The sequence below is a fragment of the Mesorhizobium sp. M1348 genome, from assembly GCF_040317925.1.
Taxonomy (GTDB): Bacteria; Pseudomonadota; Alphaproteobacteria; order Rhizobiales; family Rhizobiaceae; genus Mesorhizobium.
Genome location: NZ_JAMYLH010000017.1, coordinates 1 through 14,915 on the forward strand (window position 1 = coordinate 1; position 14,915 = coordinate 14,915).

A 14,915-nucleotide genomic window follows, 5' to 3' on the forward strand; every position below is an offset into this window, starting at 1 on the left:
AGTTGATCGGCGGGTACGCCATCAGCCAGCAGGGCTTCCTCCCAAGGCCCTTCCGATCCGTACGCCCCTGACACCAGCGTTCGGATGCCTGGAAACTTTTCGACATCCCAGAAATCGGCCCAGGTTGTGGGCCTCGGCTTGCTGGCAGGAAACGATTCAGTATTGTAAACCATGTTGTACGAATAGACGGGCCAGGCGATGCCGGACGGTTGCTTGGCGAAGTCATACATGCCCTCTAGATCTTCCTTCTTGTAAATCGAATAATCGATCTTCTCGAGGAGGCCTTTTCCCTCTAAGGTAAGCAATAAACCTTGCCCCACAGCGCCAACGTCAAGCGTAACGTTGCTCGATTTCACCATCAACTCAATCGCGCCAGCGTTTGCATCCTCGGTGATCGGAGTCACCTTGATACCTGTCTCAGCTTCGAATGGTTTGACAAAGGCCTCGATGGTGGCTTTACCCACATCACCGCCCCCCACCGTCACCCTTAACTCACCCGATGATTGCGCCGAAGCCGGGCGAACGACGGAGGACAGTGCGCCGACTGCGACAGCCGACGAGGTCGCTTGCATGAAACGTCTACGATTTATCCAAAAGCGCATTTTAGTTCCCCTTTTCTTATGGTCTTGACTGAGACCGGCCGAGATTTCTTCTTTTCTCGAATCGGCCTGACTTCCGACCTCGGAAAGCCAGCAACGTCTCGTCCAAGTTCACCCAATGGCCTACGCCGGAAGGCTAGGACGTCGGGTTGTGCAAAACAGCGGTTGGGCCGTTGCCAAGTAATGTAAGCACCCGGCCGCACCTCGAGCATGTAGGCGAAGTCCTCCGATCCCATGCTCGGCTTGATCTTATCGTCCACAGTGGAAGCCCCACGAGACCCCGACGCCAAGCGATTGCCTCGCCCTGAACATCCCTGAAATTGTCAACGCTGGCCACGTGTACGTTCCGGAATTTGAGCGCTTTCGCTCAAAAATGCCACTGTCAGCGATAATCGGTGGAGCGGGAGTTTTCGTCAAATGCAGTTTGCATATAGCCTCATCTAGAAACGAGATGGAGCCTACATCTGAGGTGTGCTCATGTGATCCGAACTCTTTCTCATGACTGCGTTCAGGGCGGAGGTCAGCCGCTATGGTGCAAGGAGATCGGTGAGGCGTAGACGCGGCCGACGACGCGCTTCGTCTCAAAGTGGAAAGAGAAAGTGGCAGGGTGTGTGGTCGGCGAGGCTGCGGCGCTGCACGGAGTCACACTGTACGGGCGCCGACCTCTTTTTCGCTGACGGCAAACGTCGGTAGGGTTTCCGTTCAAATTCGTGTCGCAGCAGCTGGCGCCCACGATGCGGCTGACAACCGCCCTCACCCGATGGGGCCGGATCTTTCACTCCTAGCAGATTTTGCAGTTGTTGCTTCGAGCGTTCGATCTGTCACCACTGCGAGCTTAGCGACGCGATGTAGTTCCGGAGCCGAGTGGGACCGGTGGAGCCGGCGACGGCGTCGCAGTGACATTAATCACCGCAGCCGCCGCCACATGATTTAGGGTGAGGAGCCGCTATCGGCGTGTTTGCGATCGCCCCTTTTTCACCCGGATCTCGAAGTTGGGGTGAGCGACCCTGGCATCCTGCTTCAACTGCCGCAAGATGGTGTCGTCGCGGACCGGCATGCCGAGCCGTTGCATCAACCGCTCGCCAGGACGGCCGCCAGTGTGCTGTGGCCAGGCAGGCCAACAATCTCTCCGACCCTTCTCGTCCGGCGCGCATAAGGAGCAGCGATCATCGGCAGCCGGTCGGTGAACGTTTGTCGCTCGCATTTGCGATATGAGCATCGCCAGCGGCGCAGCAGAAGCTTCACCGTCACCGGCTTGGCCTGGACTGGCAGATCCTGGAGGTGACGTTGGACCAGCCATGCCGTTCGGCTTCGCCGACCACAATCGGGGCAAATGCCGATCGCGGATCTGGCAGCTGAAACAACCCAATTGTCATCAACAGAGAGCGCGACACCCAGAATCTTGACCCCTGGGCCGGGTGACCATTTCGTTTTTGTTCGCATGCAAGCCCATAGCGAGGGCGCGACTAACAGGGGATGAACCAAACCAAGTGAGGAAGAACCCCTTTAAATACAGCGCGACAGAGGCATTCGACCTCGGAAAGGCCATGACCCAGCGATGACAGAGCGAAACTCGGATTAACAACCATCCGCAATTAAAGGGCCGATTCACAGCCCAAATTCGATCAGCCGCGTCTTTTCCTCATGGACTGTTAGGCCAAAGCTGACAGCCACGCCTTGAGGGCCAACAGCATCTCCTCTGCATGGGCCTTCTTCTCAAAGCGCATGACCAAGTCGTCAGCGTAACGCACGATCACAACGCGACCGTGTGCATGGCGAGGACGCAGGCCCAGAGATCGAGGATGTAGTGCAGGAAGATATCGGCGAGGAGCGGGCTGATATTCCGCCCCTTGCGGAGTGCCCCACTCTTCAGGAAACGCCGCGACCATACCCCTCCGGCCACAACGACGGTTGAACAGCGCACCCGCCCGCCTCTCTGTAATGATAGCACTTACCCGCCCTGCCGACATTTCAAGGCCGCGCACAGCGCAATTGGTAAGGACGTGCGCACGCAGGCGGCGTGCTGCCAGTGCGAAAGCCGGGGCGACCAAAGCAGGCTCGGCTATGCCGTCGGAGGGGCAGTGAAGCGCCATTTTCCATTGCCCGCTTGCGCTCGGCAAAAGCGCGTCCAGCTCAACGCCGGCAACGCGGCGGACGTCGAGGCCGAAAGCGGCGGTCGCAACCATCCACTGTTCGTGGGCTTCGATCTCCTTGCTGGTTCGCGCCGCGAAGGTGATGCCTGAGCGGCGAAACCCGGTGGGTGCCTGCAGTTCATCTTCCAACCCGTCCCAGAGACGCTGGCTTTCAATAGCCAGAGGTACCTCCAGCGGATCCCGGCGCAGTTTACGCACCCAGCCCCAGTTACGGCTGGACTGCTCGGCGCCGACTTCACCTTTCTCACACATCAGGACCGAAACACCGGCGCGTGCGAGATAATATGCCGTGCAAGCACCTGCGATCCCGCCTCCAACTATTGCGACATCGACATGATCGGGAAGCTTCGCATCGGAGGTGACGGGCACCGGGGTGGGCGGACCGAAAATCATGAGATCCGGTCCTTGGCGCGGTAATAGGCAAATGCTGCCAGCATGAACCAGGGTGACTGGCGGTAATAAAATCTCTTCTGGAAGGCCAGCGAGTCCAGCGCTGTCGCCCCATCGGAACGACCCAGCATCTGCATGCCCACCTTAGTGCCGTAGTATGTCGCCAGCGAGATCCCTGACCCGCAATAGCCCATGCAGTAATGCACGCCGTCTACTTTCAGATGATCGAATGTATAGCCGACGAAGCCATGCCAGCTGTGCGTGATGTGGGCGCCCTTCAGCCGAGGGTACGTCTAGGATCGCGGCCCGCATGCCGGCAACCGTCACCTTCGAGCTTGATGAGCCGATCGTGATGCGCGTGCCATAGATCCGCCGGCGCTGGTCCGGCGATATTCGGAAATACGTCACCACCTCGCGTGTATCGCCGACCATCCGATTCTTCGGGATCAGGGACGTTGCCAACTGGGCGTCGAGCACCTCCGTTGCCACCATGTGGCTGGCAATCGGGATGATGCGCCGGCGCAGAAACGGATATTCCGGGCAGTATATCCGTTTGTAGCCACCAGAACCTGGCTCGACCGCACCACGCCTTCGTTGTCCTGGTCACGAAGCCCGCACCTGCCCTCGATGTCCCCAAGGCCCGGCATCTTTCGACGATACCGCGCCGGCCGCCTTCGCGGCCTTGAGTAGCCCGGCGTGGTATTGTGCCGGGTTGATTGAGCAGACTCTCGGGTTAACCATACCCCCATTGTATCGGCGCGAACCGATCTCCGTCTCCACGTCACGGGGATCGACAAGCAAATATCCCTGTCCGGATTTACCGCTGCTTTCACCTTTTGGTGGTCAAACGCACGACGGCTGTTGGCCCCAACGAAGCGACCGACCTGCTGGAAGTTGCAATCAATGCCTTCGCTCGCCACGAAGTGGGAAATGAAACGCAGCGCCTCATCTGAATCGCTCATTAACTCGGCTGCCACCGTCGAGCCGAACCGAGCGGTCAATGTCCGCAAGTCGCCCTTGATCGAGCGACTGACTTGCCCTCCGTTGCGGCTGCTGCACCCACAGCCCAGATGCCCAGACTCCAGGATGGTCACCGAGCGCCCGCCCCGAAGCAGCTGCAGCCGCGCAAAGACCAGTATAGCCGGCCCCACAATGACAACATCGCCGGCTGTGGGTGGCTGGGTTTCGCCAGCCATCCACTCTTCAACAGTATCCCACCAGTACGGCTCGAGGCGGATTTCGGATTTGTCCAACGCGCCGTGAACGTTCATGGGTAACCTCGAATCTTCCGCGTCGCGACAGGATGAGCGCCGTTGCCCGGACGTCGACCTCTGGAAACGAGGACGCTCGCCTTCCACTCCGTCGATCCAGTCAGGGACCAGGGCTTGGACGAGCAGATCTGTGCCTTGACCTAACCGTTGGCGTTGAACCAGATCGTCTTCAGGTCGGTATATTTGTCGCTCGCGAGCTTCGCGCTCGATTGCGAGCATCGTTTCGACAGCTTGAGCTCAACGCGCCTCCTCTGTTCAAGCCCAAGCCCCCTCTAATGCGCCGCCTGACCCCAGATAAGTTACCGCTCTCACCGGCAGCCTTATGCATTAGGCCCGATAAAGTGTTGGCGGGATTTCGCTCAGGAGTTCCGCGCCCCGCTCTGTCACGAGCACGTGCGCGCCGGCACCGAATAGGTAGCCGCTTTCGCTGCACAAAATGTTTGGCATGTGCAGGGTCATGCCCGCTCTGAGTGGTTCATTGGCATCGGGCTCGAGGCTCAGGTCGCCGCGCTCAGTCCAGTTAATGCCGGTTTGGTACCCTGTTCGTTGGCGAAACACTCCCTTGCGACCAGATCGCTTCAACACCTCGCCCCCAGCAGCGTGAACATCCGCCGGGGTTGCACCTGGGCGAATCGAGGAGACAAGAACTGCATTGACCTCCTCAGCCAAGCTGTGCAAAGATTCAGTTTCGGGATGTTTGCCAAGGACTGCGCATCGAACCATTCCTACGGTATACCCGTGCTTCGAAGCCCCTATCTCCAGAAAGGCTGGCTCGTTATTGCTGAGAGGATGATGGGTCGCTGGGGCATGGGGTAACTTCACCCGCTCCCCAAATAAAATGGTACCCGGCGCCAGCCCGATATCCCCAGCGGCATTGCCGGGATCATTGTTTACCGCCGCGGCCATTGCCGCAGCCATCTCGATTTCGGTTATACCGGGCCGGAGCGACTTCTGGAAAGTTCGCACTGCCAAGTCAGTAAATCGAACAGCAGCGCGCATACACGCCAGCTCAAGTTCTCCTTTCACTGAGGACACTGACGAAACCAGTCGGGCGACGTCAGTGATTTTCAGATCTGGAAGCCGGTCCTGGACTGCACGCACATCGGTCGGTGCGAGATTCCAGCATCCAAGCTCGAAACCAACTCGTTTATTGTGCAGACCGAGCCGGCGCAATACATCTGTGCAGGTCGTGCCAAAATCCGGCTGATGTGTATAGGTTACGATTTCGTCGATGCAACTATATGAACGTACTGCTTGCTCGTCATATTCTCGAACGACAAATATTGGGGCCTGCCCCGGCATCAAAATAAGCGGAAAAGGCGCAAAATATCCACCGCTCCCATCGTAACCGCTGAGATACTTCAAGTGGCCGTGCGCGGTTACCACAATTGCGTCCAAGCCTGCAATGGCAACTGCATTCAGCACATTGTTTTGCCGGCGCTCATACTCTGATATCGGGAACGGGACACCAGTCAGAGGAATCGCGGAGCGTATCGTCGCCATATCTCACCTCAATGATTATGTTGTGGTTCGGTTGCGCAAAAATGCGCGATCGGATCGATGTTCGAAGTTGTCACAGACGCTTCGCAGGCTCATCCGGTCTGACAATCCACTTTCCTGGCGGCTTACGTCAAATGCTGTTTTTATATCGGCGTCATCTGGCAGCGAGATGCAAATACTGTCCGCGCTCCACGCCAAAGGCGGCCAGCGCTTTTTTCAATCGACATCAAAAGGCGCACAACGAGGCTTGACGATCACGCCAGCGGAATTCCAGGAAGCGGTTCGGTTCGAGCTTTCCGCTCCCATGGCGAAGTTTCACGAAGACTACGATCTTCTGGTCACACCGACAATGCCTTCGCTCCGTTCCCAGTGGGACGGGACAAACCCGATGAGAGTTTCAGGGGGTGGGTCGACTGGACGCCGTTCACCTATCCCTTCAACCTGACACAGCAACCTGCAGCGTCGCTTCCATCCGGACTGGATGATCAAGGGCTCCCTGTGGGGCTCCAACTGGTTGGTGCGCGCTATTCCGACACCACCGTTCTTGCGGCGGCAGATCGAAAGCCGCCTGGGGCATGTTTCTTTGGCGAGGAACAGCTTCACCGCGGCCGCAGTAATGGAGTGAGGCCATGTTGAGACTCTCGAAGGCGACCGGTCCACTCTCCAACGCTGAGACACTCTATACATCTGCTAACGTCCTGATCCGTAGTTTGCGAAACTCGTGATGTCCCCCGCCGGGACGGTGGTTGCGGCACCCTCGGTCAAATGGCTGACAGCAGTTCATCTGCATCTCGTTGGAAACGTTGAGGCGCCCGACCCGAACATCATCATAAGGCACCCTCGGAAAGGACCATGACCCCGGCGATGGCAGTGCGAGAACCGGATTGATAACCACCCACAATTAAAGGGTCGTTTGACAATATGCAGTGGGCGAAGCAATTCGAGCACGATAGTGAACCGCAGGTCAGTCGCTGACGGAACCTGAAATCCCCGGCCCTCAGCGGCAGCCTGGTGGGTAAAACCGACGCGGTAAGTTGAGCTTGGCCAGTTCGGCGTTTCGATGGGTGAGCGGCTTGGGTGTAAGCCGATCGTGCTCGAATGAGTTGGTTTGGGCGGCCACATCCTCCCCCTGGATGCTCACCCTCACCGCAGACTGCGTTGGTGGAGCAAGTCCAGACCACCTACATTTCTACGTTATTTCCTTCGGAGCCGAGAAGCTTCAGTTGCAGCAGTTCATAGGCCAGGGTTTCAGCGAAAGCGCGCACCAGCTTTGAGAGCGGCCGGTGCGCTGGCGTTATGATCGTAAATACCAGCTCAACTTTGGGAATGAACGGCACAAGATGACTTTCTGTTCCGCACCCCTGTAAAGCCGGTAACTCTGGGCGCTGATGGGATCGATGATCGCGCATGCCAGTCCGCTTTCTACAAATGTCATCAGAGGAATAAAATACTCGGTTACGAAACGAGGATTGAAAGTAGCGCCCGCTACAACGAAGGCTTCCTTGGTTTGCTTGAATGTAGAGTGATCGTGATCGAGAGTAGCAAGCGGTTTGCCATCGAGGTCCAAGGGCGAGATCATCGTTTTTTTACTCAAAAGATCATCCGCCGGCACCGCACAAAGACATTCAAAAGGGGTGCGCCTGTGTTCGACGAGTGATGACAGGTCGTTTTCGATCAGGCTCAAATCCGCCAAACCAAGGTTGTCTTGCTGCAGCGCGATTATGTCCTGCACCTGATTGGAACTCTTGGTGATCAGGGAGGCTGTAACGTTCGGCCGGCTGCTGACGAAACGGCTGATGACGTCGGGAAGGAAAAAGACGGACGGTCCGGGCATTGCAACAATTGGGGTCGTTGAGGTCAAGCTACGGCATCAAGCTCGGCACTCCAGGCCGCGAGTCTGCCCGGCGCCCCATAGGACACCGACATGCCCGGCTGCATGCTCCCTCGACGAGGTGGACCTTCTCGCCTATCGTCCAGCGCTGCACTGAGGTGATCAATTCAACACGCCGCAGATGGGAGGCATAGTCTTAAACATAGGCGTAAGCCTCGCCTACGGTGCTTGTCCGCTCAAAACGGGTGCGTTCCAGCGGGTTTTTACTGAGCATCGCCCGATACGCCTTGAAGATTGCGTATCGCTGCACTGTTGTGGTCGATTGTCCGCCCGGGACCATCTCGCTGCTAGATGACTACAATACAAAGACTGCATTTGACGCATCCGACCGGCAATTGGATCGTGTCCCGCCAAGTGGTTTTAGTTCGGCGGGACACAATGGGACACAATCGGTCGGGGCAATGAGCAGAGCGGCGGGCGCAGATGCAGATGTAGTTTCGCCAGCGACGTTCGCGCCCCTCAGGAATCCGACGTTTCGCTCGATCTGGCTGGCATCTCAAGTGTCCTCCCTCGGCTGGCTGATGCAGACTGTTGCCATCAGTTGGCTGATAGCAACAGTCTCGACTTCCGATTTGATGGTCGCGCTGGTGCAGGCTGTCGAACCTGCCCGCTTTCATTTTGTCCGTCTTCGCCGGGGCTCTCGCCGACAATTACAGTCGGCGCCGGGTCATGTTCGCCGGCCGCTGCCTTATGGTGATAGCCTCTGCGATGCTCACTGCGTCCGTGGCGCTGGGCTTTGTTAGTCCGTGGATGATTCTCGGCTTCAGCTTCTTGATCGCATGCGGCGGCGCTCTCAATGATCCCGCCTGGCAAGCTTCGGTTGGCGATATCGTGGTTCGACGCGATGTCCCAGCTGCCGTCACCCTGCTCTCCGTTGGCTTCAACACGGTCCGGACCGTCGGCCCGGCGCTCGGCGGTATCGTGGTTGCCTCGTTCGGGCTTCTCACGGCCTTCGCTGTGACCACCCTCACCTATCTGGTACCCCTTGGCACCATATGGCGCTGCAAGTGGAAGGTTCGTTCGTCACCTCTTCCACGCGAGCCGATGAGGACGGCGATCTATGATGGGCTACGCTTTACGGCGATGTCGTCGGAAATCAAGACAGCGATCGCGCGCGGAACCCTCTTTGGCATAGCGGGCATCGCCACACTTGCGCTGTTGCCGCTGGTTGTCCGCGATCAGTTAGGGGTGGACCGCTCGCCTATGGCGCGCTCATGGCCGGCTTCGGGACGGGCGCCGTCTTCGCCGGCATCTCCAGTAGCCTGTTTAGACGCAGTCTGTCACAGGAACGACTGATAACGCTCGCCTGCGTCGCCTGCGCGGCGTGCTCCCTCTCCCTTGCACTGACCTCTTCGATCGCAGTGGCGGCAATTGGACTCGCCTTGGGCGGCGTGGGTTGGGTCACCGCCTGGTCCGGGGTTGGCGTGAGCGTGCAACTGGCAAGCCCGCGCTGGGTGGTGGGGCGCACCATCTCGATCTATTATGCATTGATAGACGGCGGCATAGCGGCCGGCAGCTGGGTTTGGGGCACGGTGGCGCAGAACCATTCCCTGTCGTGGGCGCTGGAGGGTTCAGCTCTGGCTTTGTTGCTTGTAGCTGCAGCCGGGTTTTTGTTTCCTCTTCGCGACCGCCACGAATCTGAGCCCGATCCTTTGGAGGAATTCAACGTCCCGTCAGTCGCGATTGAGCTGAAGCCGAGTAGCGGCCCAATAGTAGTCAGGGTCGAGTACTTAATACCTGAGCAAGATGTAGAGGCTTTTCTGGATCTCATGCGCGAGCGCCGGCATGTACACAGCCGCGTTGGTGCTCGGAACTGGACGCTCCAGTGCAACCTGCAGAAGCTTTTGCGATGGACAGAAACATTTCGCACGCCCACTTGGACAGATTACCTTCGCCTGAACCATCGTCTCACCGAGGCAGACAAGGAACTGGACGAACGAATCTTTCGCCTGCACGGAGGAGACCTTCCACCTCAGATCACACTTTCGATCGAGCGACCGACAAGCGCCCCTCGCAAGGCCGAGCAATCGACACCTTTTTTCTCTCGCCATTGAACCGGAGAGGACAAGAGTCTCAGGTCAAATTTGATGAGCACGGCCGGATGACAAAGATAGATGTAAGAGGACGTCACTGCAGCACAACAACGTCGAGAAGGCCGTAGAATAATGAATAACTGCCGCTCGGATTTACGGGGTAGACCTCTCCCGTGAGGCCCGCCACTTCGATCATTCGAAGCATGTCGTTTCCAGGACTGCCCACCCGGGGGCTCGCTCCGACGAAGGCAATCGACCGGGGTGCCAAAAGGGGCGCTAATTGGTGGGTCATGTGGAGCATGTCTCTGGCGCCAGCGTGCGCAAGTGGGACTAGGAAGATACGCCTTCGGTGGCGAGCTTGAGGTAATTGTAGACGGCCGCGCGGCTGGGCCATAAGACAATGTTTTTGCATTGCTCTAATCGATTATAGTTGTGAAAAGAAATTCCGGCCTCGTTTACTTGCGGCTCAAGTCAGGCATAAAAAGATGTAGCACCGATTCGGTAGCTTATCCCCTGTCTTTCACGTACTCACGGTCTAATGGCGCCGAGTGGACGATTGAAGACCACCAGCCCGCTTACTGGAAGGTCGGCACTGGCGCCTTGGGGCGGGTTGGCAAGCCACAGGAGTAGGACGATGTCGAAGCATTCGGGTAAGGGCGATAATCACGGCGGAGGGCCTGGGAAGATCGAGATCACGGTCGTGGTGAACGGCCAGCCCACGCAGGTCGAAGCCAATCCCAACCAACCGCTCCACGTAGTTCGCACCAAAGCGCTTGAGAATACGCAGAACGTCGCCCAACCAGCCGAGAATTGGGAATTCAAGGACGAGGCCGGCAACTTGCTCGACGTCGACAAGAAAGTTGGCGATTTCGGTTTCGCGAATCCTGTGACCTTGTACCTCAGCCTGAAGGCGGGCGTCGCAGGTGCCTGAACCCCAGACTGTCGATCCTGTTGTCTCCCGAGCGAAATTCGATCGGGAGATCGGCTGGTTCCTTGGACAAGCGGGTGTTTATCGGGCGCAGGGATGCTTCCTGATCGAAGCAGTCTTCCCGAGCGCCTTCTTCATCTTTGCGCCGCCGAAGTTAAAGCCACAGGTAATCGGTGCAGCTGTCGAGATCGACTTCTCCAACTACGACCTTCGACCTCCCTCGGTGGTCTTCGTCGACCCCTTTAGGCGCCAGCCGATTGCCCGCAAGGATCTACAGCTTAAGATGCTGAGACGGTCGCCTCTACCCGGACCCCCAACGGAGATTGTTCCGGTCTTGCCGCAGAACACCGTGCAGCTGACGGACTTCATCCAGGCCAATAGTATGGAACACGCGCCGTTCCTGTGCATGGCAGGCGTGCGGGAATACCACGACAATCCAGCCCATTCAGGTGATTCATGGCTTCTCCATCGGGGTTCTGGAGAAGGCTGTTTGGCCTTCATCCTTTACCAAATAATCAAGTACGGGCTCACTCCAGTAGAGCAGCTTCAGCTCCAAATTTCAGTGGTGGGGCTGGCAGCACCTCTGCCAGCCATCCCGGAATGACCGCTCTGGAGGATGTCAGGACAGTCGCCCTTCCCCGAGACTGTGTGTCCGCTGGACAGGCGCATCTGCGGTCGGTTGGACAGCAGGGCTATGAAGGCATGGCGCTCTGGGTCGGCGTTCAGCAAGAACAGCACTTTGCCGTAACAGAAACGATTATCCCGGCGCAACGTCACATCCGGACGAGCGACGGCGTATGCGTGATGGTTCCTGCCGAAGAACTGCACCGGCTCAATGTTTGGCTCTACAAACGTCGCCTGACGCTCCTGGGGCAGATCCATAGCCATCCGGGCCGGGCCTACCATTCGACGACCGATGACGCCTACGCGATCGCAACCACGGTAGGGTGCCTGTCGCTGGTAGTGCCGAATTTCGCCCGCGAGCCTTTCGATCTTGCTCGCATGGCCGCCTATCGGCTTGACGGAAAGGCCAACTGGAATGAGGTCGCGTCCGCGGCACTGACGCGAATGATCACAATAACGAGTTGAACAATGGCCTTCGCTAACTTCATCGACCGCGCCGCCACGGCGGCATCTCAGGTCTTGGCCGATTTTCATCTGGGCGACTTCAAGGCGGCACTAGACAAGCAGGTCGTGGCCGTAGCCTTCGATGATGAAGCCGCTTCTTGCGCCGAAGGCCAGGCGACGCTGGATCTTGCGGTGAGGTTGCTCGCCAGACTCTATCCGGTTCTGGCAATACTCCCCTTGGACAGTGCGGCGAGCTCTCAAGCCCAAGCGCTGGAACGCCTGGCAAAGTCGATCAATCCAAAAGTCGGCATCCGGCGTTCCGGCAAGTCTGCCACGGTCTGCCTAGTTGTGGGTGTGACGCGTCCGACACTCCGGTGCCCCACTTTTTTCATGGGATCGGACGGATGGGCGGCAAAGCTGTCGCGTACGGAACCGGTGGGCTCTGGCTCTAGTTCGCTTCCCTATGGAGCCGGCGCCGCCAGTTGCTTCGGCGCCGCCAACGTCTTTCGAACCATCTTCGCCGCCCAGTTGACCGGGGCCGAGTTGGACGAAGACATCGACCTCTCATTGTACAGCTACAACAAGAGCGAAGCCGGCGATGCTGGCCCGATTGACCTCCCAGTCGACCTTGGCGAAACGCACCTCGTTGGGCTCGGCGCGATAGGCCATGGCTCGCTTTGGGCGCTGGCGAGACAATCCGGTCTCTCGGGTCGATTGCACGTAGTCGATCATGAAGCGATCGAACTCTCAAACCTGCAGCGCTACGTATTGGCCGGTCGGGCGGAGGTTGGCATGTCCAAGGCGGTCCTTGCAACCACCGCGCTTCGCTCCACCGCCCTCGAGGTTCAGGCGCACTCGCTGAAGTGGGCAGAATATGTTGAGCGCCGGGGCGACTGGGTTTTCGACCGAGTGGGTGTGGCGCTTGACACCGCCGCCGACCGTCTCGCCGTCCAAGGTGCTCTGCCCCGATGGATCGCGAATGCCTGGACACAGGAGCACGATCTCGGCATTTCCCGACATGGTTTTGATGACGGCCAAGCTTGCCTTTGTTGCATGTACATGCCGTCCGAAAAATCCAAGGACGAGCACCACCTGATTGCCGAGGAACTCGGAATACCGGAAGCACACGAGCAGGTGAAAACGCTCCTGCAGACCGATGCCGGTGTTCCCAACGACTTTGTGGTTCGGGTGGCTACAGCGATGGCTGTCCCGTTTGAACCGCTCGCCCCGTTTGTTGGACAGTCCCTGCGCTCCTTTTATCAGCGGGCTATCTGCGGTGGTCTGGTGTTCCAGCTTAGCGGCGGCAGTCGTCTCGTACAGACCGTGGTTCCGATGGCGTTTCAGTCAGCGCTTGCCGGGATCATGCTTGCCGCGGAGCTGGTCAAACATAGTGCGGGCTTTCCCATGAGCCCGACGACGAGCACCCGCGTCAATCTCCTTCGTCCTCTTGGATCTCACCTGGACGATCCGAAAGCAAAAGAGTCCAGTGGCCGCTGCATCTGTAGCGACGAGGATTTCATTGCCGCGTATCGGCGCAAATACGGCGAACAGCTAAACAACGTGTCCGCCGCCTAAGCTAAGCAGAGTCTCCGTTACGCACGGCGGGGCGACGGGTTGTGTGCGATGACAATGCGTGGCGCCACTATGACACGCTCGGCCCGCTCCTCTGCCGCCCGACGGCCTAGGAGTCCCCTCGCCGCGGATGATTCCCGAGACGTCATGGCCGATGTGGCGGTCGAGAACCGGCCGCCATGGAACGAGAGTGAACTCCCGCGACTTATCGATCACGGCATACTTTCCGCTGGCTAGCTCGACCGATCGGCGCAGCGTCCCAGGCGCTGCCGCCAGGCGCCGGTCCATCGCTCCTGCCGGCGGACCACGCATCGAGCGCGCCATGGCGGCGCCCGCGGCGTCCTCAATGTCATCGAAATCAGCATGAATCAGCGCGGCGCTTATAGCAATCTGTAGCGGATAAAACCGCCGCGCCCGTCGCCAATCAATAACGAACGATAATGTTGCATTATCGATCGTTTTGTCCTTAAGTTAGAAATGGCCGTTGTCGCCCGCGTTTTAACGGTCGCAGGAGAGTTTCAGCGACCTTTTTGAAGTGACTGATGGTCATTAAAGGAGGTTGGACGATCACGGTGCACGGGCATATCTGCCACAGACGCTTTCAACCCTGCGGGCGCAAGTCTGTCACCGGCCGGTAGAAGATCACATGCACCGACGGAACAAGCTGGTTGAGGTAATCGAAATCCCGAACGTTGCCGGTCAGGACCGTCGCGCCCAGCAGACCGGCCTGATGAAAGATCAGCGCATCGTTGAGGAAGCGGCGTTCATGCCCCTCCGCTTTCGGCAGATGGCTGAGCCGGAACAGCAGACCGGCAAGCATGCCAGCGCGTCCCCAGGCGGTGGTGTCGGGAGCATGCAGCCGGTGCGCTGGAATATCCTCGAGCGTGTCAGCTACCACTTTCAGGACCGACTTCGTCGTGGCGTGGGCCGGGTCGAGACGGCCGAACACATGGCTGAGCTCGGCAAGGCATACGGCCGAGTGGTGGCAGAGCCGATAGGTGAGAAGGCCATCGACCCCTTCGGGCGTGCGCCCCTGCAGGACATCCAGATAGACGCTCGTGTCGAGAAGCAATGCACCGCCGACAGGCGGCTGGTCCGCTGCCCAGGACAGAGCGGAATCCGGCCGCCGTTCCAGCCCTGCGGTGCGGCGCTGTGGCTTGAGGGAACGCAGTGCGCTCCCGAGATCAAACGCCAAGATCGATGTCCGCCGGGATGCTGCCCTTGCGGCGGACGAGCCGGATGCCAAAATCATCCTCGAGGGCCAGCCGCGACAAGGCGAGCTCCAGCAGTTCGGTGTCGGAAGTCACATGAGCGCGCTTCTTTGCCGCCTCAATCAATTCCGCCGGCACCCTGCCGGAAAGGCGTGTGTTCTTGGCCGCGCCAAGAAGGCCGACCGCCCTCGCCTGCTCAAGCACCAGACGGTTCCGGGTGTGGGCAATCCGCTCCTGGCTTTCGGCTGTCGTCGCGCCACGTATGCTCATCCTGGATTCTCCTGTTGAACGAAACATAA

General features: G+C 58.7%; 13 protein-coding genes and 3 pseudogenes. 6 read left to right on the top strand and 10 right to left on the bottom strand.

The genetic code is table 11. The annotated features are described in order from the left end of the window. From NKH13_RS23900 to NKH13_RS23930, 6 genes and pseudogenes are all read right to left on the bottom strand, one after another. A partial coding sequence (locus NKH13_RS23900) for an extracellular solute-binding protein (RefSeq protein ID WP_352914744.1) occupies positions 1-602 on the bottom strand: 602 nt, incomplete at its 3' end. 973 nt (positions 603-1,575) lie between these two features. Beyond that, positions 1,576-2,042 (bottom strand): annotated as a pseudogene (locus NKH13_RS23905) (transposase family protein); the annotation flags it as partial. A 209-nt stretch (positions 2,043-2,251) separates the two neighbouring features. Beyond that, complete coding sequence (locus NKH13_RS23915; RefSeq protein ID WP_502914578.1) at positions 2,252-3,145, bottom strand: NAD(P)/FAD-dependent oxidoreductase; 894 nt, start codon at positions 3,143-3,145, stop codon at positions 2,252-2,254. Further along, positions 3,142-3,348, bottom strand: a complete 207-nt coding sequence (locus NKH13_RS23920; RefSeq protein WP_352914745.1) for a hypothetical protein — start codon at positions 3,346-3,348, stop codon at positions 3,142-3,144. The genes NKH13_RS23915 and NKH13_RS23920 overlap by 4 nt, the downstream gene beginning before the upstream one ends. 240 nt (positions 3,349-3,588) lie before the next feature. Then, positions 3,589-4,632 carry an FAD-dependent oxidoreductase gene (locus NKH13_RS23925; protein WP_352914747.1) on the bottom strand — a complete coding sequence of 348 codons (1,044 nt, stop codon included), beginning with the start codon at positions 4,630-4,632 and terminating at the stop codon, positions 3,589-3,591. A gap of 108 nt (positions 4,633-4,740) precedes the next feature. Beyond that, on the bottom strand, positions 4,741-5,916 hold the full coding sequence (locus NKH13_RS23930) for a M24 family metallopeptidase (protein WP_352914749.1): 1,176 nt from the start codon (positions 5,914-5,916) through the stop codon (positions 4,741-4,743). A gap of 366 nt (positions 5,917-6,282) precedes the next feature. Here NKH13_RS23930 and NKH13_RS23935 point away from each other — a divergent pair, with 366 nt between their 5' ends. Beyond that, the gene (locus NKH13_RS23935; protein ID WP_352914751.1) at positions 6,283-6,549 is read left to right on the top strand and encodes an amidase family protein; all 267 of its coding nucleotides are present in this window, start codon (positions 6,283-6,285) and stop codon (positions 6,547-6,549) included. A 658-nt stretch (positions 6,550-7,207) separates the two neighbouring features. Here the strand turns inward: NKH13_RS23935 and NKH13_RS23940 are convergent. Beyond that, complete coding sequence (locus NKH13_RS23940; RefSeq protein ID WP_352914754.1) at positions 7,208-7,774, bottom strand: LysR substrate-binding domain-containing protein; 567 nt, start codon at positions 7,772-7,774, stop codon at positions 7,208-7,210. Positions 7,775-8,205: 431 nt separating this feature from the next. On the opposite strand from NKH13_RS23940, the pseudogene NKH13_RS23945 reads away from it, so the two are divergent. The 5 genes and pseudogenes from NKH13_RS23945 to NKH13_RS23965 all read left to right on the top strand — a co-directional run bounded on the left by NKH13_RS23945 (position 8,206) and on the right by NKH13_RS23965 (position 13,408). Further along, positions 8,206-9,858: pseudogene (locus NKH13_RS23945) on the top strand (MFS transporter). A gap of 613 nt (positions 9,859-10,471) precedes the next feature. Continuing rightward, a complete protein-coding gene (locus NKH13_RS23950) occupies positions 10,472-10,768 on the top strand; it encodes a DUF2604 domain-containing protein (RefSeq protein ID WP_352914757.1) in 297 nt (98 codons plus the stop codon). Next, complete coding sequence (locus tag NKH13_RS23955; RefSeq protein WP_352914759.1) at positions 10,761-11,369, top strand: putative metal-binding protein; 609 nt, start codon at positions 10,761-10,763, stop codon at positions 11,367-11,369. Before NKH13_RS23950 ends, NKH13_RS23955 begins: the two co-directional genes overlap by 8 nt. A gap of 98 nt (positions 11,370-11,467) precedes the next feature. Then, complete coding sequence (locus NKH13_RS23960) at positions 11,468-11,854, top strand: Mov34/MPN/PAD-1 family protein (RefSeq protein WP_352914761.1); 387 nt, start codon at positions 11,468-11,470, stop codon at positions 11,852-11,854. Between the two features lie 3 nt (positions 11,855-11,857). Further along, positions 11,858-13,408 (top strand): E2 ligase fold family C protein, encoded by a 1,551-nt coding sequence (locus NKH13_RS23965; protein WP_352914762.1) that lies wholly within the window; start codon positions 11,858-11,860, stop codon positions 13,406-13,408. Between the two features lie 67 nt (positions 13,409-13,475). On the opposite strand, the pseudogene NKH13_RS35690 reads toward NKH13_RS23965, so the two are convergent. The 3 genes and pseudogenes from NKH13_RS35690 to NKH13_RS23980 all read right to left on the bottom strand — a co-directional run. Next, a pseudogene (locus NKH13_RS35690) lies at positions 13,476-13,666 on the bottom strand (DUF3363 domain-containing protein); the annotation flags it as partial. A 340-nt stretch (positions 13,667-14,006) separates the two neighbouring features. Continuing rightward, positions 14,007-14,600 (bottom strand): type II toxin-antitoxin system VapC family toxin, encoded by a 594-nt coding sequence (locus NKH13_RS23975; RefSeq protein WP_352914764.1) that lies wholly within the window; start codon positions 14,598-14,600, stop codon positions 14,007-14,009. Next, a complete protein-coding gene (locus NKH13_RS23980; RefSeq protein ID WP_352914766.1) occupies positions 14,590-14,886 on the bottom strand; it encodes a hypothetical protein in 297 nt (98 codons plus the stop codon). Before NKH13_RS23980 ends, NKH13_RS23975 begins: the two co-directional genes overlap by 11 nt. Positions 14,887-14,915 lie beyond the last annotated feature (29 nt).

Excerpts from the sequence above, each read along its gene's own strand:
- NKH13_RS23930 (WP_352914749.1), bottom strand. The coding sequence starts at position 5,916 with ATGGCGACGATACGCTCCGCGATTCCTCTGACTGGTGTCCCGTTCCCG.
- NKH13_RS23915 (WP_502914578.1), bottom strand. The coding sequence starts at position 3,145 with ATGATTTTCGGTCCGCCCACCCCGGTGCCCGTCACCTCCGATGCGAAG.
- NKH13_RS23980 (WP_352914766.1), bottom strand. The coding sequence starts at position 14,886 with ATGAGCATACGTGGCGCGACGACAGCCGAAAGCCAGGAGCGGATTGCC.
- NKH13_RS23950 (WP_352914757.1), top strand. The coding sequence starts at position 10,472 with ATGTCGAAGCATTCGGGTAAGGGCGATAATCACGGCGGAGGGCCTGGG.
- NKH13_RS23965 (WP_352914762.1), top strand. The coding sequence starts at position 11,858 with ATGGCCTTCGCTAACTTCATCGACCGCGCCGCCACGGCGGCATCTCAG.
- NKH13_RS23925 (WP_352914747.1), bottom strand. The coding sequence starts at position 4,632 with ATGCTCGCAATCGAGCGCGAAGCTCGCGAGCGACAAATATACCGACCT.
- NKH13_RS23960 (WP_352914761.1), top strand. The coding sequence starts at position 11,468 with ATGGCGCTCTGGGTCGGCGTTCAGCAAGAACAGCACTTTGCCGTAACA.